14 protein-coding genes and 1 pseudogene are annotated in these 22110 nt (G+C 44.4%); 4 read left to right on the forward strand and 11 right to left on the reverse strand.

The features are described from left to right. Nucleotides 1-135 precede the first annotated feature (135 nt). The 10 genes and pseudogenes from QM968_RS05180 to QM968_RS05225 form a co-directional block, all read right to left on the reverse strand. The gene (locus QM968_RS05180) at nt 136-3072 is read right to left on the reverse strand and encodes an AAA family ATPase (RefSeq protein WP_414382759.1); all 2937 of its coding nucleotides are present in this window, start codon (nt 3070-3072) and stop codon (nt 136-138) included. Nucleotides 3073-3203: 131 nt separating this feature from the next. After that, nucleotides 3204-4079 carry a methylenetetrahydrofolate reductase [NAD(P)H] gene (metF, locus tag QM968_RS05185; protein ID WP_009731614.1) on the reverse strand — a complete coding sequence of 292 codons (876 nt, stop codon included), beginning with the start codon at nt 4077-4079 and terminating at the stop codon, nt 3204-3206. 71 nt (nt 4080-4150) lie between these two features. Continuing rightward, nucleotides 4151-6400, reverse strand: a complete 2250-nt coding sequence (metE, locus tag QM968_RS05190; RefSeq protein WP_414382762.1) for a 5-methyltetrahydropteroyltriglutamate--homocysteine S-methyltransferase — start codon at nt 6398-6400, stop codon at nt 4151-4153. 311 nt (nt 6401-6711) lie between these two features. Beyond that, nucleotides 6712-8319 carry an alpha-glucosidase gene (locus QM968_RS05195; protein ID WP_009731616.1) on the reverse strand — a complete coding sequence of 536 codons (1608 nt, stop codon included), beginning with the start codon at nt 8317-8319 and terminating at the stop codon, nt 6712-6714. A gap of 69 nt (nt 8320-8388) precedes the next feature. Continuing rightward, complete coding sequence (locus tag QM968_RS05200; protein WP_009731617.1) at nt 8389-10620, reverse strand: glycoside hydrolase family 31 protein; 2232 nt, start codon at nt 10618-10620, stop codon at nt 8389-8391. Between the two features lie 146 nt (nt 10621-10766). Further along, nucleotides 10767-10862, reverse strand: a pseudogene (locus QM968_RS05205) (CPBP family intramembrane glutamate endopeptidase); the annotation flags it as partial. A 345-nt stretch (nt 10863-11207) separates the two neighbouring features. Further along, the gene (locus QM968_RS05210; RefSeq protein ID WP_009731618.1) at nt 11208-11882 is read right to left on the reverse strand and encodes a potassium channel family protein; all 675 of its coding nucleotides are present in this window, start codon (nt 11880-11882) and stop codon (nt 11208-11210) included. A 9-nt stretch (nt 11883-11891) separates the two neighbouring features. Next, nucleotides 11892-13274, reverse strand: a complete 1383-nt coding sequence (locus tag QM968_RS05215) for a TrkH family potassium uptake protein (protein WP_009731619.1) — start codon at nt 13272-13274, stop codon at nt 11892-11894. 32 nt (nt 13275-13306) lie between these two features. Next, nucleotides 13307-14071, reverse strand: a complete 765-nt coding sequence (locus tag QM968_RS05220; RefSeq protein ID WP_414382765.1) for a nucleoside phosphorylase — start codon at nt 14069-14071, stop codon at nt 13307-13309. Next, nucleotides 14068-14637 (reverse strand): sugar O-acetyltransferase, encoded by a 570-nt coding sequence (locus tag QM968_RS05225; protein ID WP_414382768.1) that lies wholly within the window; start codon nt 14635-14637, stop codon nt 14068-14070. The genes QM968_RS05220 and QM968_RS05225 overlap by 4 nt, the downstream gene beginning before the upstream one ends. A gap of 177 nt (nt 14638-14814) precedes the next feature. Between QM968_RS05225 and QM968_RS05230 the strand changes: the two genes are divergently transcribed. The 4 genes from QM968_RS05230 to QM968_RS05245 all read left to right on the forward strand — a co-directional run bounded on the left by QM968_RS05230 (nt 14815) and on the right by QM968_RS05245 (nt 20935). Further along, entirely contained in the window at nt 14815-15558 is a 744-nt protein-coding gene (locus tag QM968_RS05230; protein ID WP_414382771.1) for a DeoR/GlpR family DNA-binding transcription regulator, read from the forward strand. Between the two features lie 11 nt (nt 15559-15569). Continuing rightward, on the forward strand, nt 15570-16379 hold the full coding sequence (locus QM968_RS05235; protein WP_414382774.1) for a Cof-type HAD-IIB family hydrolase: 810 nt from the start codon (nt 15570-15572) through the stop codon (nt 16377-16379). 271 nt (nt 16380-16650) lie between these two features. Then, entirely contained in the window at nt 16651-18069 is a 1419-nt protein-coding gene (locus QM968_RS05240) for a VWA domain-containing protein (protein WP_414382777.1), read from the forward strand. A gap of 151 nt (nt 18070-18220) precedes the next feature. Continuing rightward, complete coding sequence (locus QM968_RS05245; protein WP_414382780.1) at nt 18221-20935, forward strand: DEAD/DEAH box helicase family protein; 2715 nt, start codon at nt 18221-18223, stop codon at nt 20933-20935. A 56-nt stretch (nt 20936-20991) separates the two neighbouring features. On the opposite strand, the gene QM968_RS05250 is transcribed toward QM968_RS05245, so the two are convergent. Then, a complete protein-coding gene (locus QM968_RS05250) occupies nt 20992-22029 on the reverse strand; it encodes a zinc-binding dehydrogenase (protein ID WP_414382782.1) in 1038 nt (345 codons plus the stop codon). Nucleotides 22030-22110 lie beyond the last annotated feature (81 nt).

The following is a 22110-nucleotide window of genomic DNA, read 5'->3' on the forward strand; positions in this document are numbered from 1 at the left end:
CTACACACATAAAAGGCATAGAATAACCTATCTTTACGGTCTTTCTATGCCTTTTTCTTTCTTCATGACCTGCCACTAGAAAGATCCCTAAGTAAGAGAAGGGCATTCCTGTCTCAGTATTTTTGAGAAAATGCCCTAGATCTCTCTTAATTTCTTAAGAAACTGCTGGTCCCTGTATGGATTCAAGTGTTGCTCCGCTACCTTCTTGTAGTAGTTCTTTTCTTCTTTTAAGAAGGTGCTCAGGACAGGATCCAGTTGCTTCCCTTTTTCCTTCTGATCTGTCAAGAGAGCTAGGAGATAATGAACCATCCCCTTATCCCTTGCATTGACAGATTGGTTCATGGTCAGTTCTTTACGAGCTAGGTAATCCGCCACTTTCTCATCTTCTCCCTGATGACAGGCGATTAAGGATTGATAAAATTCTAGCAATTCTTCCTTCCAAGGGAAACGAACACTGGATAAAATTTTCTGAGCTCGGTCAAAACAGAGGCGTGCTTGGACGAGATCCCCCTTCCAGTAATAGGCGATTCCCAGATCAATATCAAATACGACACGGACAGAATCAACCGCTTGATCTCCCACCAAACGCAAGACCTCTTCTAAGTGGGTGACGGCTACTTGGAAATGACCCCTAATTTGCTCTATTTCAGCCAAGTAAGCCAAGGAAGCCACAATTTGAATAGCATATTTAGCCTGCATGCTATTGGTCAAACTAAAGCAATCAATCGAGCGATAAAGATGACGTGTAGCCTGTTCTTCATCACCGACCATTAGATGGTACAAGCCTTTCAAGCGCAACTGAATCGCAATGGCTTCATGGTTATTGGCTTGGATAGCATCTTCTAAAGCCAGATCCGTATAATAGGCCATTTCAGAAATATTTTCTGTTTGAATACAATAATAAATGATTTGGCGATAGCCCTCCAAGAGAAAGTCCAGTCGCTTGAGCTCCCTTGCATAGGAGATGACCTTTTGAATATCATGGATGCCCTTTTGGTACTCACCGATTCGGATAAAATAGCGGCCTTCTAGATACAAATAGCGCAGTTGCAAATATTTGTATTCTCTATCTCTTTGGTGTCTAGAGAAAAGCTCCTCTAGTTCATGATGTAGGCGGGTCAACTCCGCCAAAATATCTAAATGGCTATTTTTACCGTCCGATACAAGCCCCTCATCTCCCTTGGAGTATATTGGAAACAGTTCATGCTCCAGCTGGAGGATTTCTTCCAAGTAGGTCAACTCAAAAGACAAGGAACGCAAGTGATTTTGGGACTGCTTGTATTGGTAAGCAATTTCCTTATAGAAGAGAAGATCTGTCGAATCTTCTAGAGTTTCTTCTAGTTTTTGAGCAATTTGTTGGTGAAAAAGACGCCGTCTGGCAGGTGAGAGGAGCTGGTAAAAGTACATGACTACTAACTGCTTGCGAAAATGAACCAAAAGATCCTCACCATCTTCCACTATTGAGATAATGGCTCTTTCAGATAAAGGCTCTAATAGTTCTGTCAAGGCAGAAAGATCGGTAGCCGTCAAATCAGCCAAGATGGACATAGAAATGGGCTTATGAAAACAAGACAAGTAGTGAAGAAGCGCTTCTTCCTCACTGCTCATATCACCCAATTCTTGAAATAGATAGGCCTGAATGATATCAGGCAAGGGCTCTAAACTTTCCTTCTCTTTCCATTCTTCTATATAGCTAGACAACAAGAAGGGACTGCCTTCGCTCCACTCCATCATCTGCTCGATAAGAGCTGGTTCTATCTGCCCCAATTGATCTTGCAAGAGTGACCGACTTTCCTCCGGATTAAAATTGGTCAATTCTAGCTGGGACAACCGTCTCTCAACTTTCAAGCCTCCTAAAAACTTGACCAAGCTATCTGACAATGGCCCCTCAGCTGTAAAAATTACTTGCCATTTTTCATGTCCTCTACTTCCCTCTAATTGCTTCACTTTTTCCAATGAAACCGCATCAATCCATTGAGCATTTTCAAAAAGAAGCAGAAGAGGTTTTTCTTGGCTGAGCCTTTGCAGTTGCTCCCGTACAGATACGAGATCACTCTCCCCTCCTAAAAAAGAGCTTGCTGGATCTCCACTTAATTTCTCTAGAGCTTGTATGAGACCACTCCAGCTACTTCCTGCTTCCTGACAACTCCCCGCTCTGCCTTCGACCTTGACAAAACTAAAATTCCGATTGGTCATCAAGACCAACTGACGCAATAAACGTTTTTTGCCTGTTCCAGATTGCCCCATTACAAGAAAGGGCCCCACAGCTTTTCCTGTCTCTACCAGTGAGAGGTATTCTTCTAGTTGGGACAGTTCTTGCTTGCGACCAAAAAAGGGAAGTTCTCGAATATTCACCCGATTGCTCTGTTTATGGGTACGTTTGGCTTCCAAAACAGAATGATAGAGTTCTTCTACCGCTCGACTAGGGCGAACACTAAGTTCACGATCCAATAAATCGACCAACTTGTAATAGGTCTCAAAAAATTTTCCCAGCTGATGGTGAATCCTATAATACTCCATCAAGAGCTGATAGTTTTTTTCTTCAAATTCATCCAGCTCTACTAAATGGTGAAGTAAAGACTCTATACTAGGCTCGCCAAAACCATCTTGGGCAATCTTCTGATAACAGCTTTCGATATAGAGTTGCTTATACGTGCTCTTTTTTCGAGAAGCCCATTGATCAAAATCTTCATCATCCTTTACATAGAAACCTTCTAGAAACTCTCCCTGGTAAAGCTCTAAATTTCCTATTGGATCCCTTTCAAAGAGCTGAACATCCAAAGAAAGTCTCAAATCAGGATTAAGAGCCAAACTACTCCTAGTCGGAGAGACGATAACATCTCCTTCAAAGATTTTATTGGCTTGATAAACTGTATTCCGTAAATTTTTTCGAGCTACTTGGTTTTCTTTATCTCCCCAAAGAATACCGGCTATTTCATCACGATTGACCTCCCCCATTACAGCTAAGTAATAGAATAAAGCCTCCATCTTCGAGAAGGAAAAACGAATATCTTTCTGATTAAAAATAACCTTAGGGGGTCCAAATAACTTCAACGTGAGTTCTCTCTTCATTGCAAGCGCCTCCAAAATCTTCATATTAATACTATAAAAAAAAAGTTGCCTTTTAGCAAGCGATTGGCCCTAGAAAAAAGAGACTGAGAAAAATTTTTCTCAATCTCTACAATTCCTACTTAGACTGTTGATTAAATCACTTCCAACTTTGGTTGGTGTTCAAATAAGGCTTTTGTTGCATGGTGGACATGATAGGCTACATCTTCATTGTTCATGGTGTAGAGATGGACACCGGCAACATCTTGTGTGACCAAATCAACGATTTGATCCACCGCATAGGCCAAACCAGCCGCACGAAGGGATTCTGGATCATGTTCATACTTATCCAGGATAGCTTTGAACTTCCGTGGGATATGAACATTTTCACAAGTCTTCAACAAGCGAAGGGCCTGATTTCTGTTAAGAATTGGCATCACCCCTGCATGAATGGGAACATCAATTCCCGCCAAGGTACACTTATCTTGGAAATCATAGAAGCGCTCATTGTCAAAGAAAAGTTGCGTCACCAAGCTCGAGCATCCAGCATCTACCTTCTTTTTAAGGTTTTGAATGTCTGAAATTTGACTAGGTGAATCCGGGTGACCTTCTGGGTAACAAGCACCGATCACATCAAAGTGAGGAGCTTCTGTTTTAATGAATTCAATCAAGTCCGTTGCATAACGAAAGTCTTTTAAAGGCTCAATACCAGGAATAATATCACCACGAAGGGCCAAGATCCGATGAACCCCCACTTGATCTAATTCATGAAGGGTATCTGCCACTTTTTCCTTGCTTAAATAAATAGCAGGTAAGTGGGCAATGGTCGGAATAGACAATTCATTCTGAATATGATTGGCTAAAGCAACCGTCGTCTCTTTGATATTGTATTTGTTATTGCTAGCGGTCACACTGATAAAGTGAGGAGCTAATTCCTGCATATTTTCCAAGGCACGTAAGAGCTTGGCATTGCCTACTTCAGGATTTGGAGGGAAAACCTCAAAGGAGAGCGACGGTGTTTGCTTAGTCATCAAATATATTCCTTTCTTGATTGAGCAATTCTTTTTTTGCTATCGAGCAAGCTTAGGAATTTCTACTTGCTTTATAGCGCTTTACGAGCAGCTTTTGCCGCTTCTACAAGACGGATCAAGCTTTCTCTCGTTTCTTTAATACCACGTGTTTTCAAACCACAGTCAGGGTTGATCCAAACTTTTCTGCTTGGTACTTTGGCAAGGATCGCTTCGATGGTGTGATCGATTTCGCCTTCATTTGGTACACGAGGTGAGTGGATATCGTAAACCCCAGGTCCAACTTCTGTTTGGAAGTTTTTCGCTTTCAATTCATCCAAAATTTCAAGGTTTGAACGGCTTGCCTCAAATGAGATCACGTCCGCATCCATGTTGTCGATAGCTGGGATGATATCTGTAAATTCTGAGTAACACATGTGCGTGTGGATTTGTGTGTCTGGCGCTACTGTTGAGTGTACCAAGCGGAAGGCTGGAATAGCCCAGTCAAGGTAGTCTTCATACCAGTCACTACGACGGAGTGGCAATTTTTCACGAAGAGCAGCCTCGTCGATTTGGATGATCTTCACGCCAGCAGCTTCAAGGTCAAGAACTTCATCCTTGATGGCAAGAGCGATTTGAAGAGTAGAATCCTTGATAGAGATGTCTTCACGTGGGAATGACCAGTTAAGGATGGTAACAGGTCCAGTCAACATCCCTTTAACAGGTTTGTTCGTACGGCTTTGTGCGTAGCTAGACCATTTCACAGTGATTGGGTTAAGACGAGTCACATCACCCCAGATGATTGGTGGTTTCACCCCACGCATACCGTATGATTGTACCCAACCGTTTTTAGAGAAGAGGTAACCTGACAAGTTTTGACCGAAGTACTCAACCATGTCGTTCCGCTCGAATTCACCGTGTACAAGCACGTCAAATCCAACTTCTTCTTGCCATTTAATCCATTCGTCGATGGTTTCAGCAAGGAATGCATCGTATTCTTCTTGAGTCAATTCACCCTTACGGAAGGCCAAACGTTTAGCGCGAACTTCCTTCGTTTGAGGGAAGGATCCGATGGTTGTTGTTGGAAGAGCTGGAAGTTTGAAGGCATCTTCTTGGATCGCTTCACGTTCAGCAAAGGCTGGTAAACGAGTGTAGTCTGCGTCAGTCAATCCAGCGATACGCGCACGAAGTTCCGCGTTTGCTCCTACACGTTCTGTCGCAAAGAGTTCTTTGTTGGCTGCAAGAGCTGCTTCACCTTGGCCATTGCGGATAGCATCCAAGTCACGAAGTTCTTCCAATTTTTCAACTGCAAAGGCAAAGTGGTTTAAGATAGCTGGCTCAAAGTCTTCGTTAGCAGTTGTAAATGGCACATGAAGTAGTGAGCAAGAAGTTGTCAAAACAAGGTTTTCAGCTGGCACTTGTTTCAAGATTTCCAAGCTTGCTTCGTAGTTGTTGCGCCAGATATTCTTACCGTTGACAATCCCTGCATAAAGCGTCTTGTCAGCTGGGAAGCCACCTTTAACGAGTTCAAGAGTCTTCTTACCTTCAACGAAGTCCAAACCAATCGCATCTACTGGCAAGTTCACAAGGTCAGCGTAGATGTCACGAACATCACCGAAGTAAGTTTGAATCAAGACCTCAAGACCTTTCTTGTCAGCCAAGAGCTTGTTGTAAAGGTTCAAGAAGAGCGCTTTTTCTTCAGCTGTCAAATCTTTAACAAGAGCTGCTTCATCCAATTGAATACGAGTCGCACCAAGTTCAGCCAATTTAGCAAAAACATCTTGGTAAGCAGCCACTAAGCTATCGACGAAGTCTTCTGCTTTCACGCCTTCTTCAAAGTCTGATAATTGAAGGAAAGTGAAGGGTCCAACCACAACTGGGCGAGTGTCAAGACCCAATTCTTTGGCTTCTTGGTACTCATCAAAAATCTTGTGACCAGCCAATTTAACTTCTGTTGTTTTTTCAAATTTTGGAACGATATAGTGGTAGTTGGTGTTAAACCATTTCTTCATTGGAAGAGCACGCACATCCCCTTTTTCACCTTGGTAGCCACGCGCCAAAGCGAAGTAGCGTTCAAGATCTGTCAATTCTAAGTTTTGCACAGACTCAGGAACCACGTTGAAAAGAAAGGCTGCATCTAGGAAGTTGTCATAATGTGAAAAATCATTTGATGGGATTTCAGTGATCCCTTTTTCTTTGACAATATTCCAGTGTTTGGCACGCAATTCTTTTGCAGCATCCAACAAATCTGCAGCTGTGATTTCATTTCTAAAGTATTTTTCAGTTGTAAATTTTAATTCACGGAATTCACCCAAACGAGGGAAACCGATAATTGTAGTTGACATGTTGTGTCCTCCAAAAATTCTAATTGAGACTATCATATCAGAAGATAGCAGTCTTGTATAATTGCTTTTACACGAATCTTGATATAGCCAAAAACTATAACATCGATTTAATAGGCCTTTAGAGCAAAGATTAAATGCAAAAACTAGGACTTCTTATAAAAATTTCCTATACCCCTAATCTAAGCTGGTATCACTAAACCATCTTTAAGTCAATGCTCTACAATGACATTTGCAAAGAAATAAAGCAGGCCTTCTCTAAGGAGAAAGACCTGCTTCTACAAGGAAGTGATTTCCTATTTTTCTTACGTTCATTAGGCTAATTTGACACAGAAAGCATCCCAAGGGGCCAACTTGCCTGATTCGAGGACTTGTTCCACCTTGGTATTGGCAATGAGAACCTCTTCAACCCCATTGACGAGTGGCAACTCTTGCTCTTGACTTGAGAGATTGACAACCACCAGATAGGCTTGCTCTCCTTCTACTCGCTTGTAGGCAAAAACCTTTTCGGCTGCGTCCACCAATTCATAATCAGCTGTCACAAGCCAAGGATGCTCTTTTCGCAAGGCGATGAGAGCTTGGTAGGTATAGAAAATGGAGTCTGGATCTGCAAGAGCAGCTTCTACATTAATCTCCTTATAGTTTGGGTTGACCGCAAGCCATGGACGACCTGTTGTAAAGCCGGCTTCTGCTTCATCATTCCACTGCATCGGTGTCCGTGCATTGTCCCGACCAATATGGCGGATCTGATCCATAATCACTTCGAGTAGCACACCTTTTTCTAAGGCTTCATGGGAATAGTTGATTGACTCGATATCTTCTACGTCCTCAAGGGTCTTAAATGGATAATTGGTCATCCCGATTTCTTCGCCTTGATAGATATACGGAGTTCCCTTCATCAAGTGAAGCAGAATTGCTAAAGCCTTGGCAGATTTGACACGGCAGTCGCCATCATCCCCCCAAGTTGACACAATCCGTGGGAGATCGTGATTGTTCCAAAAGAGGGAATTCCAGCCTTCGTCTGTCCCCAATTCTGTCTGCCACTTGGTAAAAATTTCCTTCAATTTAGGCACATCCAATTCTTTAGCGTAATGCCATTTTGGTTGACCCGGTTGGTATTGAAGACCAATGTGTTCAAATTGGAAGACCATGGACAATTCTTGATTTTTTGGATTGGAATATTGCTTAGCAATCTCAGGTGTCGCCCCCCAAGTTTCTCCCACGGTGAGCAGATCCTTATCGCCAAAGGTGGCTTGATTCATTTCCTTCAAGTAAGGATGAAGCATGGGACCATTGCTGATGATTTCCTGATCTGGGATCTTACCGATCATATCGATGACATCCATACGGAAGCCACCAATCCCCTTGTCAATCCAGAAATTCATCATGTCATAGATCTGATGACGAAGCTCCTCGTTTTCCCAGTTGAGGTCTGGTTGCTTCTTACTGAAGTTATGCAGGTAGTATTGGCCTGATGCTTCATCCAATTCCCAAGCAGAGCCACTAAAAGCAGAAATAATACCATTGGGCTCATCGCGCCAAATATAGAAATCCCGCTTTGGACTATCTGGATTTTCACGTGCTTCGATAAACCAAGCATGCTCATCAGAGGTATGGTTGACCACCAAGTCCATGATGATTTTGATCTTGCGTTTATGGCCTTCTGCGATCAATTCTTCCATATCTTCCATAGTCCCAAAGATGGAGGCAATATCCTCGTAATCCGAGATGTCATAGCCGTTATCATCCATGGGACTCTTGTAGACTGGTGAGAGCCAGATCGCTGTAATCCCTAATTTTTCCAAGTAGTCTAGCTTGCTCGTGATCCCCTTGAGATCCCCGATGCCATCGCCATTACTATCCTTGAAACTCTTTGGATAAACTTGGTAAATTACGGCATTATGCCACCATTTTTGTTCCATTTTTTTCTTCTCCTTTATGATTGTGAAATCACTTTCATCATACAAAAATAGGGATGAAATTGCAAGAATTTACAAGTCTTCATTCTCTTCACTGGAATAAATCACTTCAAAGAGACGTTGACGCAAACCTTCCTCTAAAGGCGTAATGACCTTCATCAACTGTTTCCAATTCTTGGCTGTTGAACAAGCCGCAAATAATTCATTCTTTCTATCGTAGGCCAGGTTGGCAGATTTCAAGAGCTCAAACATCCGATCTTCTTTTGCAGTAGGACGCGATTGCAGCTCACCCATCGCAATCTCCTGACTGTGATTGTCCACTAAGATAGGGGCTGTCTCAAAGGTATGGAGGAAGAACCGGTGCTGTCTCTTTTCAGGAAGCAGCGTTCGATCACCTGTTAAATCCAACCTAATCTTTCTTTCATCCCAATTGACAGTTAGGCGGGTTTCAACCCTGTTATCTCCTTCTCCTTCAAGGAGCACGAAGGAACGATTGTCACCTGGGAAAAGATGCCAGTCCAGCATTTCTGGGAGCTCTACCCCTGTCTGCGGTTGTGCATCCATAGGGATGACGGCTCCTGCACGCGCAAAGACCGGAATATCCTGGCTAGCTCTAAAGACTGTAAGCTTGCCTTTTCCTTCGTACTTCCAATCATGGAAGAAATCATACCAAACTCCGTCTGGGAACCAAACACTCACAGAAGCACTATGATAGACAGGATCCAGAGCCTCTGAAATTGGGGCCACCATGAGTTCACTACCAAAGAAATATTGATTTTTAGCCTCATAAGCATCTTCTTCGTTTGGATAGTGGTAATAGAGGGGCTGAACCAAAGGCAGTCCTTGTTCATGCGTCGCCACATTCATGGTGTAAAGATAAGGTAGTAAGCTGTGACGCAGGCGTAAATATCGCTTCATCCAGCGACAGGTCTCAGACGAGTAAAACCACGGTTCCTTGCTGTTAAAAGCATTACAAGAACTATGGAGACGATTGATCGGGCTAAAGACCCCAAATTGCAACCAGCGAAGAGCCAAGTCTTCATCATAGTAACCCCGCATATGGCCACCAATATCGTGACTCCACCACGTATAACCGATATTTGAAGCTGTGCTGGTAAAATAGGGTTGAAAGGCTAGGGATTCCCAAGTCACAATGGTATCCCCTGAAAAACCGATCGGATACCGGTGGCTGCCAGGACCTCCATAACGCGATAAGATAAGACCAGCTTGACCTGTACGACAATTGTCTAGATAATGATAATGATTTAACAACCAAAGGGGATCCATCTTGCCATGACTTCCCTGTTGCCAATCAATCCACCAAAAGTCGACTCCTTGATCTTCCAAGGGATGATGGACATCTTCGAAATAAGCTTCGCGAAAGGCTGGACTGTAAAAGTCAAAGCTAGCCGCTTCTTCTTTTTCCGCATCTAATCCCAAGCGTTTTGCGACCATGGGGTAAGCATCCTCGAAGGCACGAATGCCATCTGCTGGATGGACATTTAAGGTCACCTTTAAACCACGCTCATGAAGACCATGTAAGAAGGCAGCTGGATCAGGAATCAAGTCCCGGTTCCAACTATAGCCCGTCCAACCACTTCCAAAGCGAGCAGGAATCGCTGTCTTGTGCCAGTCCATATCGATCACACTGACAGCCAAAGGCACCCCTTCAGCCTTGAAACGATCCATTAAATCTGTGTACTCCTGACTGGTATAAGGCCAATACCGACTCCACCAGTTTCCCAGAGCATAACGTGGCAAGAGAGGGGGTTGTCCCGTCAGATGGTAAAAATCTTTCAAGGCCCCTAGGTAATCGCGCCCATAACCGAAGAAATACAGATCCACTTCTGGACATGGCCGTGCTCTAAATCCGCTTTCGACATCATACAAGTAGGAGCTGGAATCGTCTAAAAGAGCATAACCGGCCTTGCTCAAGATCCCATCTTCCAACTCCATAGCTCCATCGACCTCGTCAAGCGTCCGACTGGTCCCTTTCAAGGTCTCAGGCTGATCACCATAGTGCCACCGGCTACCATAGACTGCATACTGACCCTTGAGCTCGATAAAAAGCCGATCCGGTGTAAAAGGTCCCTTTTCAAAATGAAGGTGGAGATGCTCCGTATGCAGATCGAGGACCTCTTCTGTCTCTACGACCTCACAGGCAACAGGTCCAAAATCACGATTTTGCACAACTTGCGTCTGACCATCTTCAAAAACACCACCCTCTGAATATTCCAAGCGCACCAAAGATTCCGTTAATACGGAGATTCGGTAGTTCTCTCCCTGTATCACTGATCCTGCCATTTGTCTTTCCTCCTCTTTTTATGGAGCATCTGACTGCCCGCTTTTTATCTGCTTCACCTCACCGTGTAAGCGTTTACGATTTTACTATAGCACTCAAAAAAAGGCCTGTCAACACCTGACAGAACCTTTCCTAAAATATTATAAGATCAACTTCCCCAATGGATCAAGAGATACATGAGACTCGATCCAAACATATCTGCCAAGACATGCATGAGGAAAAATGGCAAGAGATTCTTGACGACCTTGAGGACGGACGTTAGGTGAAATTATCCAGTGGATGATTTCAGCAATTCAGGAAGTTCCATGACTAAATTAAGATACAGAGGGCATCTGCGGAGTAAAAATTAAAAATCATATTTCTGCAGAATCATTTCACCTATTTTAGTTAAAAAATAGGTTATCAACATTCTGAGGCTGGGACAAAAGTCCTAGCCTCTTAATTGTTTTTGTACTGTTGAGCAAGACGCAGTGGTTGAGTGGGCTCTACTACGCTGATTTCATCAGCTTTTACAGCCCTACTCAACTATGCGGAGGTGGGACGACGAAATCGAATTCTAACGAATTCCCGATTTCTGTCCCACTCTCTCTCAGTTTGTTTCCTCTAAGAGGTCTTGGATTCTATCCAGATACTGGTTGTCTGTCACCGCCATCACGCGCACCCCTTCTGGCCAGATAAAGTCGGGACCAATCTGACTTCGCAAAGGCTGGTCTTCCGCATCTCGATAGCCAATAATATTGAGTTGAAATTGGTCTCTGATTTCCAAGTCTCGGATGCTTTTTCCTACCCAGCTAGCTGGAACCGTAAACTCGACCACCACCACTGCTTCATCCAACTGGAAAACTTCAATCCCATGTTGGAAGAGGATCATCTTAGCTAGAGACATGCCCGCTTCTACCTCTGGTAGGATGACCAAATCAGCCCCAATCCTCTCAAGGACTTCCTTGGTCACTTCATTTTTAACCTTGGCAATGACGTGCTCGACTCCAAGGGCCTTACAGTGCATGACCGCCAGCACACTGGACTCCAGGTTTTCACCCGTCGCGATCACGACTGTGTCACAGGTACCGATATCAGCCGCATCCAAGAGGTCCATTTCTGTAATGTCTCCAACAATTCCAGTCGTAATCATGGATTCATATTGGTTGATCACATCTGCGTGATCGTCAATTGCAATAATATCCACATCCTGATCCTGTAAGGTTTTCAGGACACTCTGTCCAAAAATTCCCAATCCTAAAATTCCAATGGTTCGATTCGCCATGAGTTTCTCCTATCCGATAATGATGTCTGCCTTGGCATACTGCAAGGTATCTGCTTTCTTGGCTTGGTAATTGTTCAAACTGACCATAAGGGTCAAAGGACCAATCCGTCCGATAAACATGAGGACCATAATAATGGCTAGTCCCGCCCCATTTAAGGTCGAGGTCACATTGGCTGTCACGCCTACTGTCGCTAGAGCGGATACCACCTCAAAGACCAAATAAATAAAGCGTTGGCCATCCGGCGTCACCAAACAGATTCCTAATAGACCCACTAAGAAGGTCAACTGGAAAATCACCGCCGTCCCAAAGGAACGTTGAACAATGTCTGGTGAAATGGTACGTTTTCCTAAATTGGTATGTGGTAGCCCCAATAGTTCCTTCCGAGCCAGGAGCAAGAGGACCAGGAAGGTGGTGATCTTCATGCCCCCTGCTGTCCCACCCGGTGCTCCACCTAAAAACATCTGCAAGAGATAGACGAAGAGCGTCACTGGCCGGACTGCTGTATAATCTAAGGATGCAAAACCAGCTGTCCGCATACTGACAGTTTGGAAGAAGCTGACCAAGATCTTCTCTCCTAATGGAAGGGACCCAATCGTTGCTGGATTATTAAACTCGGTCAAGAGACTGGTTACTGTCCCAAAGAGAAGGATCGCAGCTGTTAACCAGAGAACCACCTTGGTATGGAAGCGAAGAGTCCGCCGTCCTGATTGATTACGGGCCTTGGTAGCCAGGTCAAACCAGACCATGAAGCCCAAGCCCCCAGTAATAATAAGGGCAGATAAGGTCATATTGACCAACCAATCGGTCTGGAAGCTCATCATACTATCGCCCCCAAAATTATCAAAGCCCGCATTACAAAAGGCCGAGACCGCAACAAAGATAGAGTTAAAGATTCCATGGCCCCAACCAAATCGAGGAATGAAGCGAATCATGAGGAGCAAGGCCCCCAGTCCTTCGATGGTAAAGGTGGTAATGAAAATAGAACGGACAAAACGGGCCAAGCTCTGGTTATTGCTAAAGCTAAAGCTGTCCCGGATGGTCTGTCGGTCCTTGTAGCTAAGCTTTTGGCGACCTTCCATAAAGAAGAGACCGATAAAGGTCAAGATCCCCAGGCCACCAATCTGAATCAAGAGCATACAAATCAATTGCCCCCAACCATTATAGGTCGAAGCTACTGATTGGGTAAAGAGCCCTGTCACACAGACCATGGAGACTGCTGTAAAAAGGTGGTCGACATAACCTGCTTTTGAGATTGCTTGCTGGACAAAAGGCAGACTCAATAAGAGGGAGCCCACCAGGATAACCAAGGCAAAGCTGAGAAAGATTCGCCTTGCCGGAGACAGGCTTTTAATTTTGGCCTGCCATTGTTTAAAAAATAATTTGACTAACATAGCTTCATTGTATCATAAAAAGGTGAAAAGACCTACAAGTGATGAACCATCTCTAGGCACAATTCTAGGGCCTTCTCAAAAGCTTCAGCACCCCAGTCACGCTGGTCATAATTTTCCAGGTCTGCAAGAGAATCTGCGGTAAATAGGAGCAAGCCCCAAACCGCCCCACGAAGCTGGGCGACAGCTGCAAGGGAGGCACACTCCATCTCCACCACACTACACCCTTCTTCGATGCGATAGGCCACCTTATCAGGCGTTTCTCTATAAAAACCGTCCGTCGACCAGGTCATGACCTCTTGATAGGGAATTTCTTTTCCTTTCAAGACAGTTTCAATTGCGGTCAGTGCACGACTATCCACTTCTATATAACGGGAAGGCGCTACATAATGGTAACTCGCCCCCTCATCTCGCAAGGCCTTGGTCGGGATCAAGAAGGCATTTTCTTCCATGTCCACCAAGACGCCACAGCTACCTGCTGATATAATCTTCTTCACCCCATAGCCAATCAACCAATCCATAAATTGGGCGGCAGGGGCAGATCCAACTGGCGCCTGGGCCAAGCAGATTTCCTCTCCTTGGTGTTCCATGACATAAACTGGATAGGTCTTGGTAGCTGAGACAAAGCTAGCTACTTGTTTGGCGCCGACAGCTTTGGCAAAGCGATCAATCTCATCCTCCAGGAAAGCATAGATGCATTTTTCAGGCAGGTGTAGATCAAGTCCCTCATGAGTCGGCATAATGACTGCCTGCGGGTTGTCATCAAACTCTAAAATAGGAATTTCATGTTTTTGGATCATTCTTTCTCCTTTTTAACGGGTATTTCTTTAATGACACGGGCTGGATTTCCTGCAAGGACCACATTGTCGCCAAAGGACTTGGTCACGACTGCCCCAGCGCCAGCGACCACATTGTCACCCAGCGTCACACCAGGAAGAATGGTGACACCTCCTCCTGCCCAGAAGTTATCTCCTATCGTAATTGGTGCTCCGTACTCGAGACCAGAATTGCGCTCGTCTGGATCCAGTGGGTGCAAGGGCGTCAAAAATTGGCAATTGGGACCAATCATGGCATTCTTTCCGATCGTAATGGGACATACATCCAACATGGTCAAATTGTAATTGGCATAGAAATTTTCTCCCAGATGAATATTGACCCCATAATCTACAAGAACCTGTCGATTAAGATAGAGGTTTTCACCGGTTGAACCAAACCACTCTTTGATGATAGCTGCCCCTTTTTTAGGATCCACCTCTTGGTTAAAAGCTTCTTGTTTCTCCCGAGAGGCTTTTGCCAAAGCCCGCAATTCAGGGTCCGCAGGTCTATAATAGTCACCCGCAATCATTTTTTCATATTCACTGGTCATAAGGAAACCTCCACGTTATTTTGACATATTATAGCAGAATTCCCCCTTTAAAACAAACGTCAGAATAAGGCTTTGCAAGAAAAAAGATCATAAATGCTTAAAAACAATTAAAAACACTTGTATTAACTTAATAAATGATGTAGAATATTGGCAAGAACAGAAACAAGGAGCGAGCTCATGTATCAGGAACAACGACTCGAAAAAATATTAGAACTCTTAGAAGAGCGAAAACAGCTATCGGCTAAAGAAATGGTCGACTACTTCAAGGTCTCAAAAGATACCATCCGTCGTGACTTTGCCCTTCTTAGCCAACGCCAGCTAGTCCGTAGGACCCATGGTGGACTTCTCCCCTTAAACAAAGAACCCGGTCCTTCTTATCTAGACCGCAGTCAAAAGGCTAACAAGGAAAAGACTGCCATGGCTCAAAAAGCCCTGCAATTGATCCAAGATGGACAAGTGATCTTTCTCGATGCCTCTACCTCAATCACCTTGCTGGCAGGCCTGCTTGATGGAGATCTTACAGTCTATTCGCACTCCCTTGACAATGCTATCCAACTCAGTAGCCATTCCCAAGTTGACTTCCATCTCTTGGGCGGAAAATTTTACCCTAAAAACCGCTTTTACTACGCTGCGGACCAGGCACAAGTACTGGACAATCTTCGCTTTGATGTTGCCTTTTTTGGAGCTGGTAGCTTAGCCAATGGCGAAGTCACCTTTGAGGATGCTGAAGACGTTGCAGTCAAATCCCTCGTCTTTGAACGGGCTCGCACCAAGATCCTTATAGCAGAAAGTTCTAAATGGACGAAAAACGGAAACTACTATCTTGCTCGTCTCAAACAATTTGACTATTGGATCACTGACCAAAAACCAAGCCCTGAAATCCTTAAACAAGTCGGCAACGAAACCACTATTCTCTACTAGGAGGTAAGTTTATGTCTCACATTCGTCTCATCATTAGTGATATCGATGGCACCATCTTAAATGACCACCATCAGATTGATCCACAGTTGGCAGCACTGATCCCCGATTTAAAGCGTGAAGAGATTCCTTTCGTGCTGGCTTCTGCTCGCTCTCCAAAAGGAATGGCACCCATTGCCAAAGAGCTCGGCATAGAAGACTGCCCCATGGCTTGTTACAATGGGGCCTTGATCCAAAAAGGAGAGCAGGTTCTTTTTGAGCATCCTTTGAACAAGAATGAAGCTCGTCAGTTTATCAACTGGGTCAACCAACACTTCCCTCAAGTTTCGATCAACCTCTATAGTGGAAAAGACTGGATGACCGATCATCTCGACCAATGGAGCCAAGAGGAAGCCCGGATTACAGGAGAAAAACCTCTTATTCTTCCCCTATTGGATCCTTTGCTGGATACGACAAAGCCCCTCCACAAATTGCTCTTAATTGGGGAAGCAGAAGAGATCCAAACTCTCTATCGTGCTATTTCTACCGACGACTTTCCTTCTACCGCCTTTTATCTCTCCAAAGCCAACTACCTAGAAGTCACTGCTAAGCACGTCTCTAAAGAGGATGCTCTGGTTGAGCTAGCCAACCACTACCACTTGTGCTTAGAAGAAGTCCTCACCATGGGAGACAACTTCAACGACCTCCCTATGCTCAAAAAAGCAGGCATCGGGGTCGCTATGGGCAACGCTCCACAAGAAGTGAAAGACGGAGCGACTGTCGTGACAAAGACCAACAATGAAAATGGTGCTGGACAAGCGGTTGAAATCTATGTGTTGATTTAGAGACATAAATAAAGTGACTAGCTAGTATTTTTTACGGCAAAAAAATAGAGTAGAAATACTGATAGAATAGGGTTTCTTGCCAATTGCTAGGAATCCTATTTTTTATTATATATTTTGTATATTAAACCTATTTTATGCATATTTTTCTTGTTTGGTTATTTATCAATAATTAGGAATATAAAAGTCAGTGAAACCCTTGATTATTATACCGTTGACAAGTTTTTCAAAAACCTGTATGATAGAAAAAAGTTTATTAAAAAGGGGACGTATTTTGAAAAAATATACTATTTCACGTAAACAAACTTTAACTTTAGCTTCCGTTGTTTTAGGAACGATCTTCACAGGAACGACTATTGCTTCTGCTGATGAGGTTGCACCTAGCACAACCCAAGCCGCTCCTGCAACTTCTACAGAAACAAAATCACCTATCACTGCTGCAACAGAAGAAATCAATGCCAAAGCCAATACACCAGTTGTTCCTGCTGATAAAGCAAAAACCGGCGATGTCATCGCTGTGGACGTCAAGAAAACTGGCCCATCTGCTAAAACAGACGGCGCAGACACAATCACTACTTCAACAGCAACTATCAAAACCACTAGCTTAGCAGATCAAGACACACCTGTTGGCACTTCAAAACCAGTGTCATCTACCAAGACAGCTACATCAACTAAGGAAACAGCTGACTACACTGAGACAACTACAGAAACAGTTAATAAAACAACTGTAGTCGAAGTGACAAAAGAAGCAGATGTCGTCAACAAAAAAGAAGTCCAAGGAACATCAGATATCGTCTTTGTCATTGATAAATCAAGTTCGATGGATTCTCACATCAAGGATACGATGAAGAATATCGAGACCTTTGTTCGTAATCTTTCTGCTAAAAATATTCAAGCTCGTTTAGGGTTGGTTGAATATGAAGACTCAAAACAACAAAAATACCACGATTTTAATGGATCAAAATTCACAAGTGATCCAGAAAGCTTCATTTCTGCTCTGAAAACTATCAAAATCTGGGGTGGTTTTGAAGATGCAACTGTTCCATTGCACCACATCGCTACTTCAAAAGACTACGACTGGGGATCTGGTGCAAACAACCATCGCTTTGCTTTCCTCATCACAGACGAAGACATTGATCTTACACCATATACACCAACCAAAGAAGCGACACTGAAGGCTCTTCAAGATGCTGGTATCTCTTTGACAGTGGTTGGTGAAACACGTGATAAAAAAGACTTTGATCCATTGGTCAATGGAACAAATGGTCTTTACCTAGATATCCGCAAAAATTTTGGTGACTTGTTGAACGTTCAATTTGCCAATAAAGTGGTTGAAACTGTCCAAAAAGGTCGTGTCTTCAAAGTCCAAACAGACAAGTATGAGTTGATTTCAAAAACCCACCGTGTGGCGAAAGCAAAACCACAAACGCCTAGCATCCAAACACCTGCGAAACCGACTCCGACTCCTCAAAAACCAGCTGTTGTCACTCCTGCAAAACCAACTGTCTTCACACCAGCTAAAAACGAGCCTGTGAAAACCGCAGTCTATATTGCTCCAGCAGCTCTTCCTCAGAAAGAAGCAAGTCTTCCAAATACAGGAAGCAAAAACTCAATTGCTTTGACGACTCTTGGTCTTGGTCTTTTTAGCATGAGTGCTGCCTTTGGACTCTCTCGTAAAACAAAGAAAGACTAACATGAAAAGCCTAATCAGTTGATTGGGCTTTTTAGCTCACTCAAAATTTCCCCTTCGCTATTTTCATTAGAAAGCGGAAATCTTCAACTTCAACCAAGGGATTCTTGTCCTCCGCTATGATATAATGGGGACAGTACAAGGGAGGAAACCTATGTTACAAGAACTAGCCTTTACAGGCCAATGGAGACACTATCAAAAACGCGTCCTCGATAAGAGTGAGGCTTTTATGGTGGATGGCCACCTGCATTTGGTGGCGGCTCCTGGCTCTGGAAAAACAACCCTGGGAATCGAATGTATCCGACGCTTTGGGCAACCAACCCTGATCTTGGCACCTACGGTCACCATTCGTCAACAATGGGTCGACCGGATTATCCAAGCATTCTTAAAAGATGAAAGCCAAGCGGAGCAACTGATCTCTCAGGACCTCAAACATCCTAAGCTGATTACAGTTGCTACCTATCAGGCCCTCCACAGTGCCATGAATCAAGTCGTCGGCCAATCACAAATCGAGGATAGCGATGACCAGGTAGAGATTGAAACTTTTGATTTCAAAGGCTTTGATATCTTTTCTACTTTCAAAGACATCTCACTTGGAACCCTCTGTTTAGATGAGTGTCACCACCTGCGCAATGAATGGTGGAAGAGTTTGGAAGCCTTTCGTCAAGCCTTCCCTGACTTAAAAATGATCTCCCTCACCGCTACCCCGCCTTATGAAGGGGATCCTGCCCTTTGGGATCGCTATATCCGCATGTGTGGGGAGATTGATGAGGAAATTACAGTTCCCGAATTGGTCAAGGAAGAGACCCTTTGTCCCCACCAAGACTATGTCTACTTTGCCTTTCCAACCAAAGAAGAGCAAGAGCAATTAGATGCTTTTAGCCAACAAAAGAATGCTCTTTTGCAGCAATTGACTTCCGATCCCCTCTTTTGCCAATACCTCCAAAACTGCCAAGCCTTATCGGGTCAGATCAGCGATGATGAATTGCTCAATGAGCCCAAGTATCTCTCTGCTACCCTGATCTTTCTTCGAAGCAAGGGAATCGCCTTTCCCAAACGTTTCCAGGATCTTTTAGGAGCTAAAAAACTACCTTCTTTCACTCTGGACTGGCTTGAAATTCTCCTGCAAGGACTGCTCTTTCAGGTTCCCCACTGGTACAATCTACCAGAAGAATACGAAAAGCAACTCCTCCATGAATTAAAAGCAGCTAGCTTAATCGATCGAAAACAAGTCAAACTGGTCCGCAACAAAAAACAAGATCTCCTGCTGAACCAATCCCTCGGAAAACTCAATGCGGTTCGAGAGATTTTCAAGGCGGAATACCAGGCTCTTGGAAGCCAACTGCGCCAACTGGTTTTAACAGACTATATTCGCCAAGACTTTGAAGTTCATCTAGGTGACAAGGACGCCCAATTCACTCAGTTGGGAGTTCTCTCTTATTTTGAATCCATTCGCAGGGAAAGCATAGAGCTAACGACTCCTCCTGCCATCGCTGTCTTAACAGGTAGTATCGTCATCATCCCAACAGTTGCTAAGCCAAGATTAGAAGAGCTTCTAGGAGCGGATCGACTGACTTACCAAAATGTCGGCCAATTATCTCCTGATGATTTTCTCAAGGTTCGCTTGGTAGGTTCGCAACATGACTTGGTGACAGCTGTGACCCAGCTCTTTCAAGAGGGACTCATCCAAGTCGTGATTGGAACCAAGTCTCTTCTAGGAGAAGGCTGGGATGCTCCTTGTGTCAACTCCTTGATATTAGCGAGCTTTGTCGGCAGTTTTATGCTCAGCAACCAAATGCGAGGCCGTGCCATTCGAGTGTGGCCCCAAGATCCAGACAAGACCAGTAACATCTGGCATCTGGTCTCCATCAATCTTTCCCTGAAGAAATGGTATGAAAAGTCCGATCTTGAAAAAGAAGAGATTGAAGCCATCACTGATCAGCTGAAACAATATAGTCCTGATCTGGAGCTCTTAGAAAGACGGATGAAACAATTTTTAGGCCTCCACTACAAGGAACCCTTTATCGAATCCGGTATCGAGCGTCTGGCCTTTGACAATATCCGCTATACTAAAAAACAGTTACAGAAACTCAATGAAGAGACCTTAGAGCGCTCTACCCATCGTCAAGAACTACGGGATGGCTGGCAAAAAGCTCTTCCGATACTTGAGAATATGGAGATAGCAAACGAGGTACAAGTGGATAAACACTTCCTGCCTCTGGCCCTATTTTTTGATGCCAGAAAGCTAGCTCGCTGGCTGACGGCTGCTACTTTGACCGATTCTTTCGCCAACCTTTTTTACTATTCACATAGAGGAGGAGGGAATAAAGCGTCTCTAATTCTTCTATTCGTCCTAGCTGTTCTCGCTCTCCTTGCTTGGCTCCGCTACTATCTCTATAAGAGTCCTTATAAACGGTTAGAAGTCTTCGGCCAGGCTATTCACCAAGCCCTGCTCCTTTCTGGGCAGATTCAGACCCAGGAGACCCGCATCCAAGTAGTCCGAGATAGGAAGGATGCCATCAACACGCTGGTCTATATGAAGGGCGGAACCATGCGAGAGAAAGAACTCTTCTCGCAAACCATGATCGAATTTTTCGCACCGATTGAAAATCAGCGCTATATCTTGAAAACACAAGAAAAAGTATCCGATCAGACAGAATACTTTGCCGTGCCAAGCCTCTTTGACAAACGTAAAGAAGAGGCCCAAGCCTTTGTCGAGCAAATCCGAAAGAGTATAGGTAAGTATGACCTCGTCTATACCCGAAGTGCCGAAGGTCGTGCCATTCTCCTAGATGCTCGCATCAAGGCCCTAGCCAACAAACAAGAGCGCACCTTCACCAAGAAGCAAGTGATGTCGGATTTGAAATAAAAACTGATTTCACTACAAAAAAATTCTAGTAGACAACCTCTACTAGAATTTTTTCATTACTCAATGACAATCATAGCCTTAATGGTCTTGCGTTCATCCATGTCTTTGTATGCTTGATTAATATCGTCCAAGCTATAGCTATGGGTAAAGACACGGCCTGGATTGATGTCGCCATCAAGGACGGCCTTGAGCAAGAACTGCTTGTCATAGGTGGTGACAGAGGCTGCTCCACCTGCCACTGAAATGTTTTGGGCAAAGGTCGAACCTAGAGCACGGTTATTGTAATGAGGCACACCGACAAAACCTAAACGTCCACCATTGTGAAGAACCCCAAGGGCCTGATCAACAGCTGCTGCGGTACCGACACATTCAAGAGCCGCATCTGCTCCTCCTCCAAGGATTTCACGGACCTTGGCAATCCCGTCTTCCCCGCGCTCCGCAACAACGGCTGTCGCACCATATTCTAAAGCCATTTGTTGACGGTCCTCATGCCGACTCATGAGGACAATTTGCGATGCTCCCCTCATCTTGGCTGCAATCACAGCGCATTGCCCCACGGCTCCGTCCCCAATGACAACCACTTTGTCGCCCCGTTTTACATGAGCCACACGCGCCGCATGATAGCCCGTCGGCATGACATCTGCCAGCGTCAAGAAGGATTTAAGCATGGCTTCTGTATAATCAGATGGTTGCCCTGGAATTTTGACAAGAGCCCAGTTGGCGTATTCAAAGCGCATGTACTCTGCTTGCACCCCGTCAGACCAGTTGCTGCCGATATGGCGGTCACAGGTCCCATCATAGCCAGCACGACAAGCATCACACTCCCCACAACCATGAGTGAAAGGGGCGATGACAAAGTCTCCCGGTTTCACCGTTGTAATAGCTTCTCCGATTTCTTCGACAATCCCAATGGCTTCGTGGCCACTATTTTGATGCCCCGCTTCAATATCTGGATTGCGGTAGCTCCATAGATCAGAGCCACAGACACAGGTGCGAACGATGCGGAGAATGACATCATCTGGTGCTTCTATGTGTGGACGCTCCACTTCTACAAGGCCCACTTGCCCAGCTTTTGTATAGACTGTTTTCTTCATAGGAACAACCTACTTTCTATTGCTTACTTTCCTATAGTATACACTTTTTATCGAGCTCTAGCCCACTTCCTGGTTTAAAAC

It is taken from the genome of Streptococcus sp. OMI870, assembly GCF_047460295.1.
In the GTDB taxonomy this organism is placed as follows: domain Bacteria; phylum Bacillota; class Bacilli; order Lactobacillales; family Streptococcaceae; genus Streptococcus.

Coding starts and splice junctions, on each gene's coding strand:
- QM968_RS05245 (WP_414382780.1), top strand. CDS start 18,221: ATGTTACAAGAACTAGCCTTTACAGGCCAATGGAGACACTATCAAAAA.
- QM968_RS05195 (WP_009731616.1), bottom strand. CDS start 8,319: ATGGAACAAAAATGGTGGCATAATGCCGTAATTTACCAAGTTTATCCA.
- QM968_RS05230 (WP_414382771.1), top strand. CDS start 14,815: ATGTATCAGGAACAACGACTCGAAAAAATATTAGAACTCTTAGAAGAG.
- QM968_RS05200 (WP_009731617.1), bottom strand. CDS start 10,620: ATGGCAGGATCAGTGATACAGGGAGAGAACTACCGAATCTCCGTATTA.
- QM968_RS05250 (WP_414382782.1), bottom strand. CDS start 22,029: ATGAAGAAAACAGTCTATACAAAAGCTGGGCAAGTGGGCCTTGTAGAA.
- QM968_RS05180 (WP_414382759.1), bottom strand. CDS start 3,072: ATGAAGAGAGAACTCACGTTGAAGTTATTTGGACCCCCTAAGGTTATT.
- QM968_RS05220 (WP_414382765.1), bottom strand. CDS start 14,071: ATGATCCAAAAACATGAAATTCCTATTTTAGAGTTTGATGACAACCCG.
- QM968_RS05210 (WP_009731618.1), bottom strand. CDS start 11,882: ATGGCGAATCGAACCATTGGAATTTTAGGATTGGGAATTTTTGGACAG.
- QM968_RS05225 (WP_414382768.1), bottom strand. CDS start 14,637: ATGACCAGTGAATATGAAAAAATGATTGCGGGTGACTATTATAGACCT.
- metF (WP_009731614.1), bottom strand. CDS start 4,079: ATGACTAAGCAAACACCGTCGCTCTCCTTTGAGGTTTTCCCTCCAAAT.
- metE (WP_414382762.1), bottom strand. CDS start 6,400: ATGTCAACTACAATTATCGGTTTCCCTCGTTTGGGTGAATTCCGTGAA.
- QM968_RS05235 (WP_414382774.1), top strand. CDS start 15,570: ATGTCTCACATTCGTCTCATCATTAGTGATATCGATGGCACCATCTTA.
- QM968_RS05215 (WP_009731619.1), bottom strand. CDS start 13,274: ATGTTAGTCAAATTATTTTTTAAACAATGGCAGGCCAAAATTAAAAGC.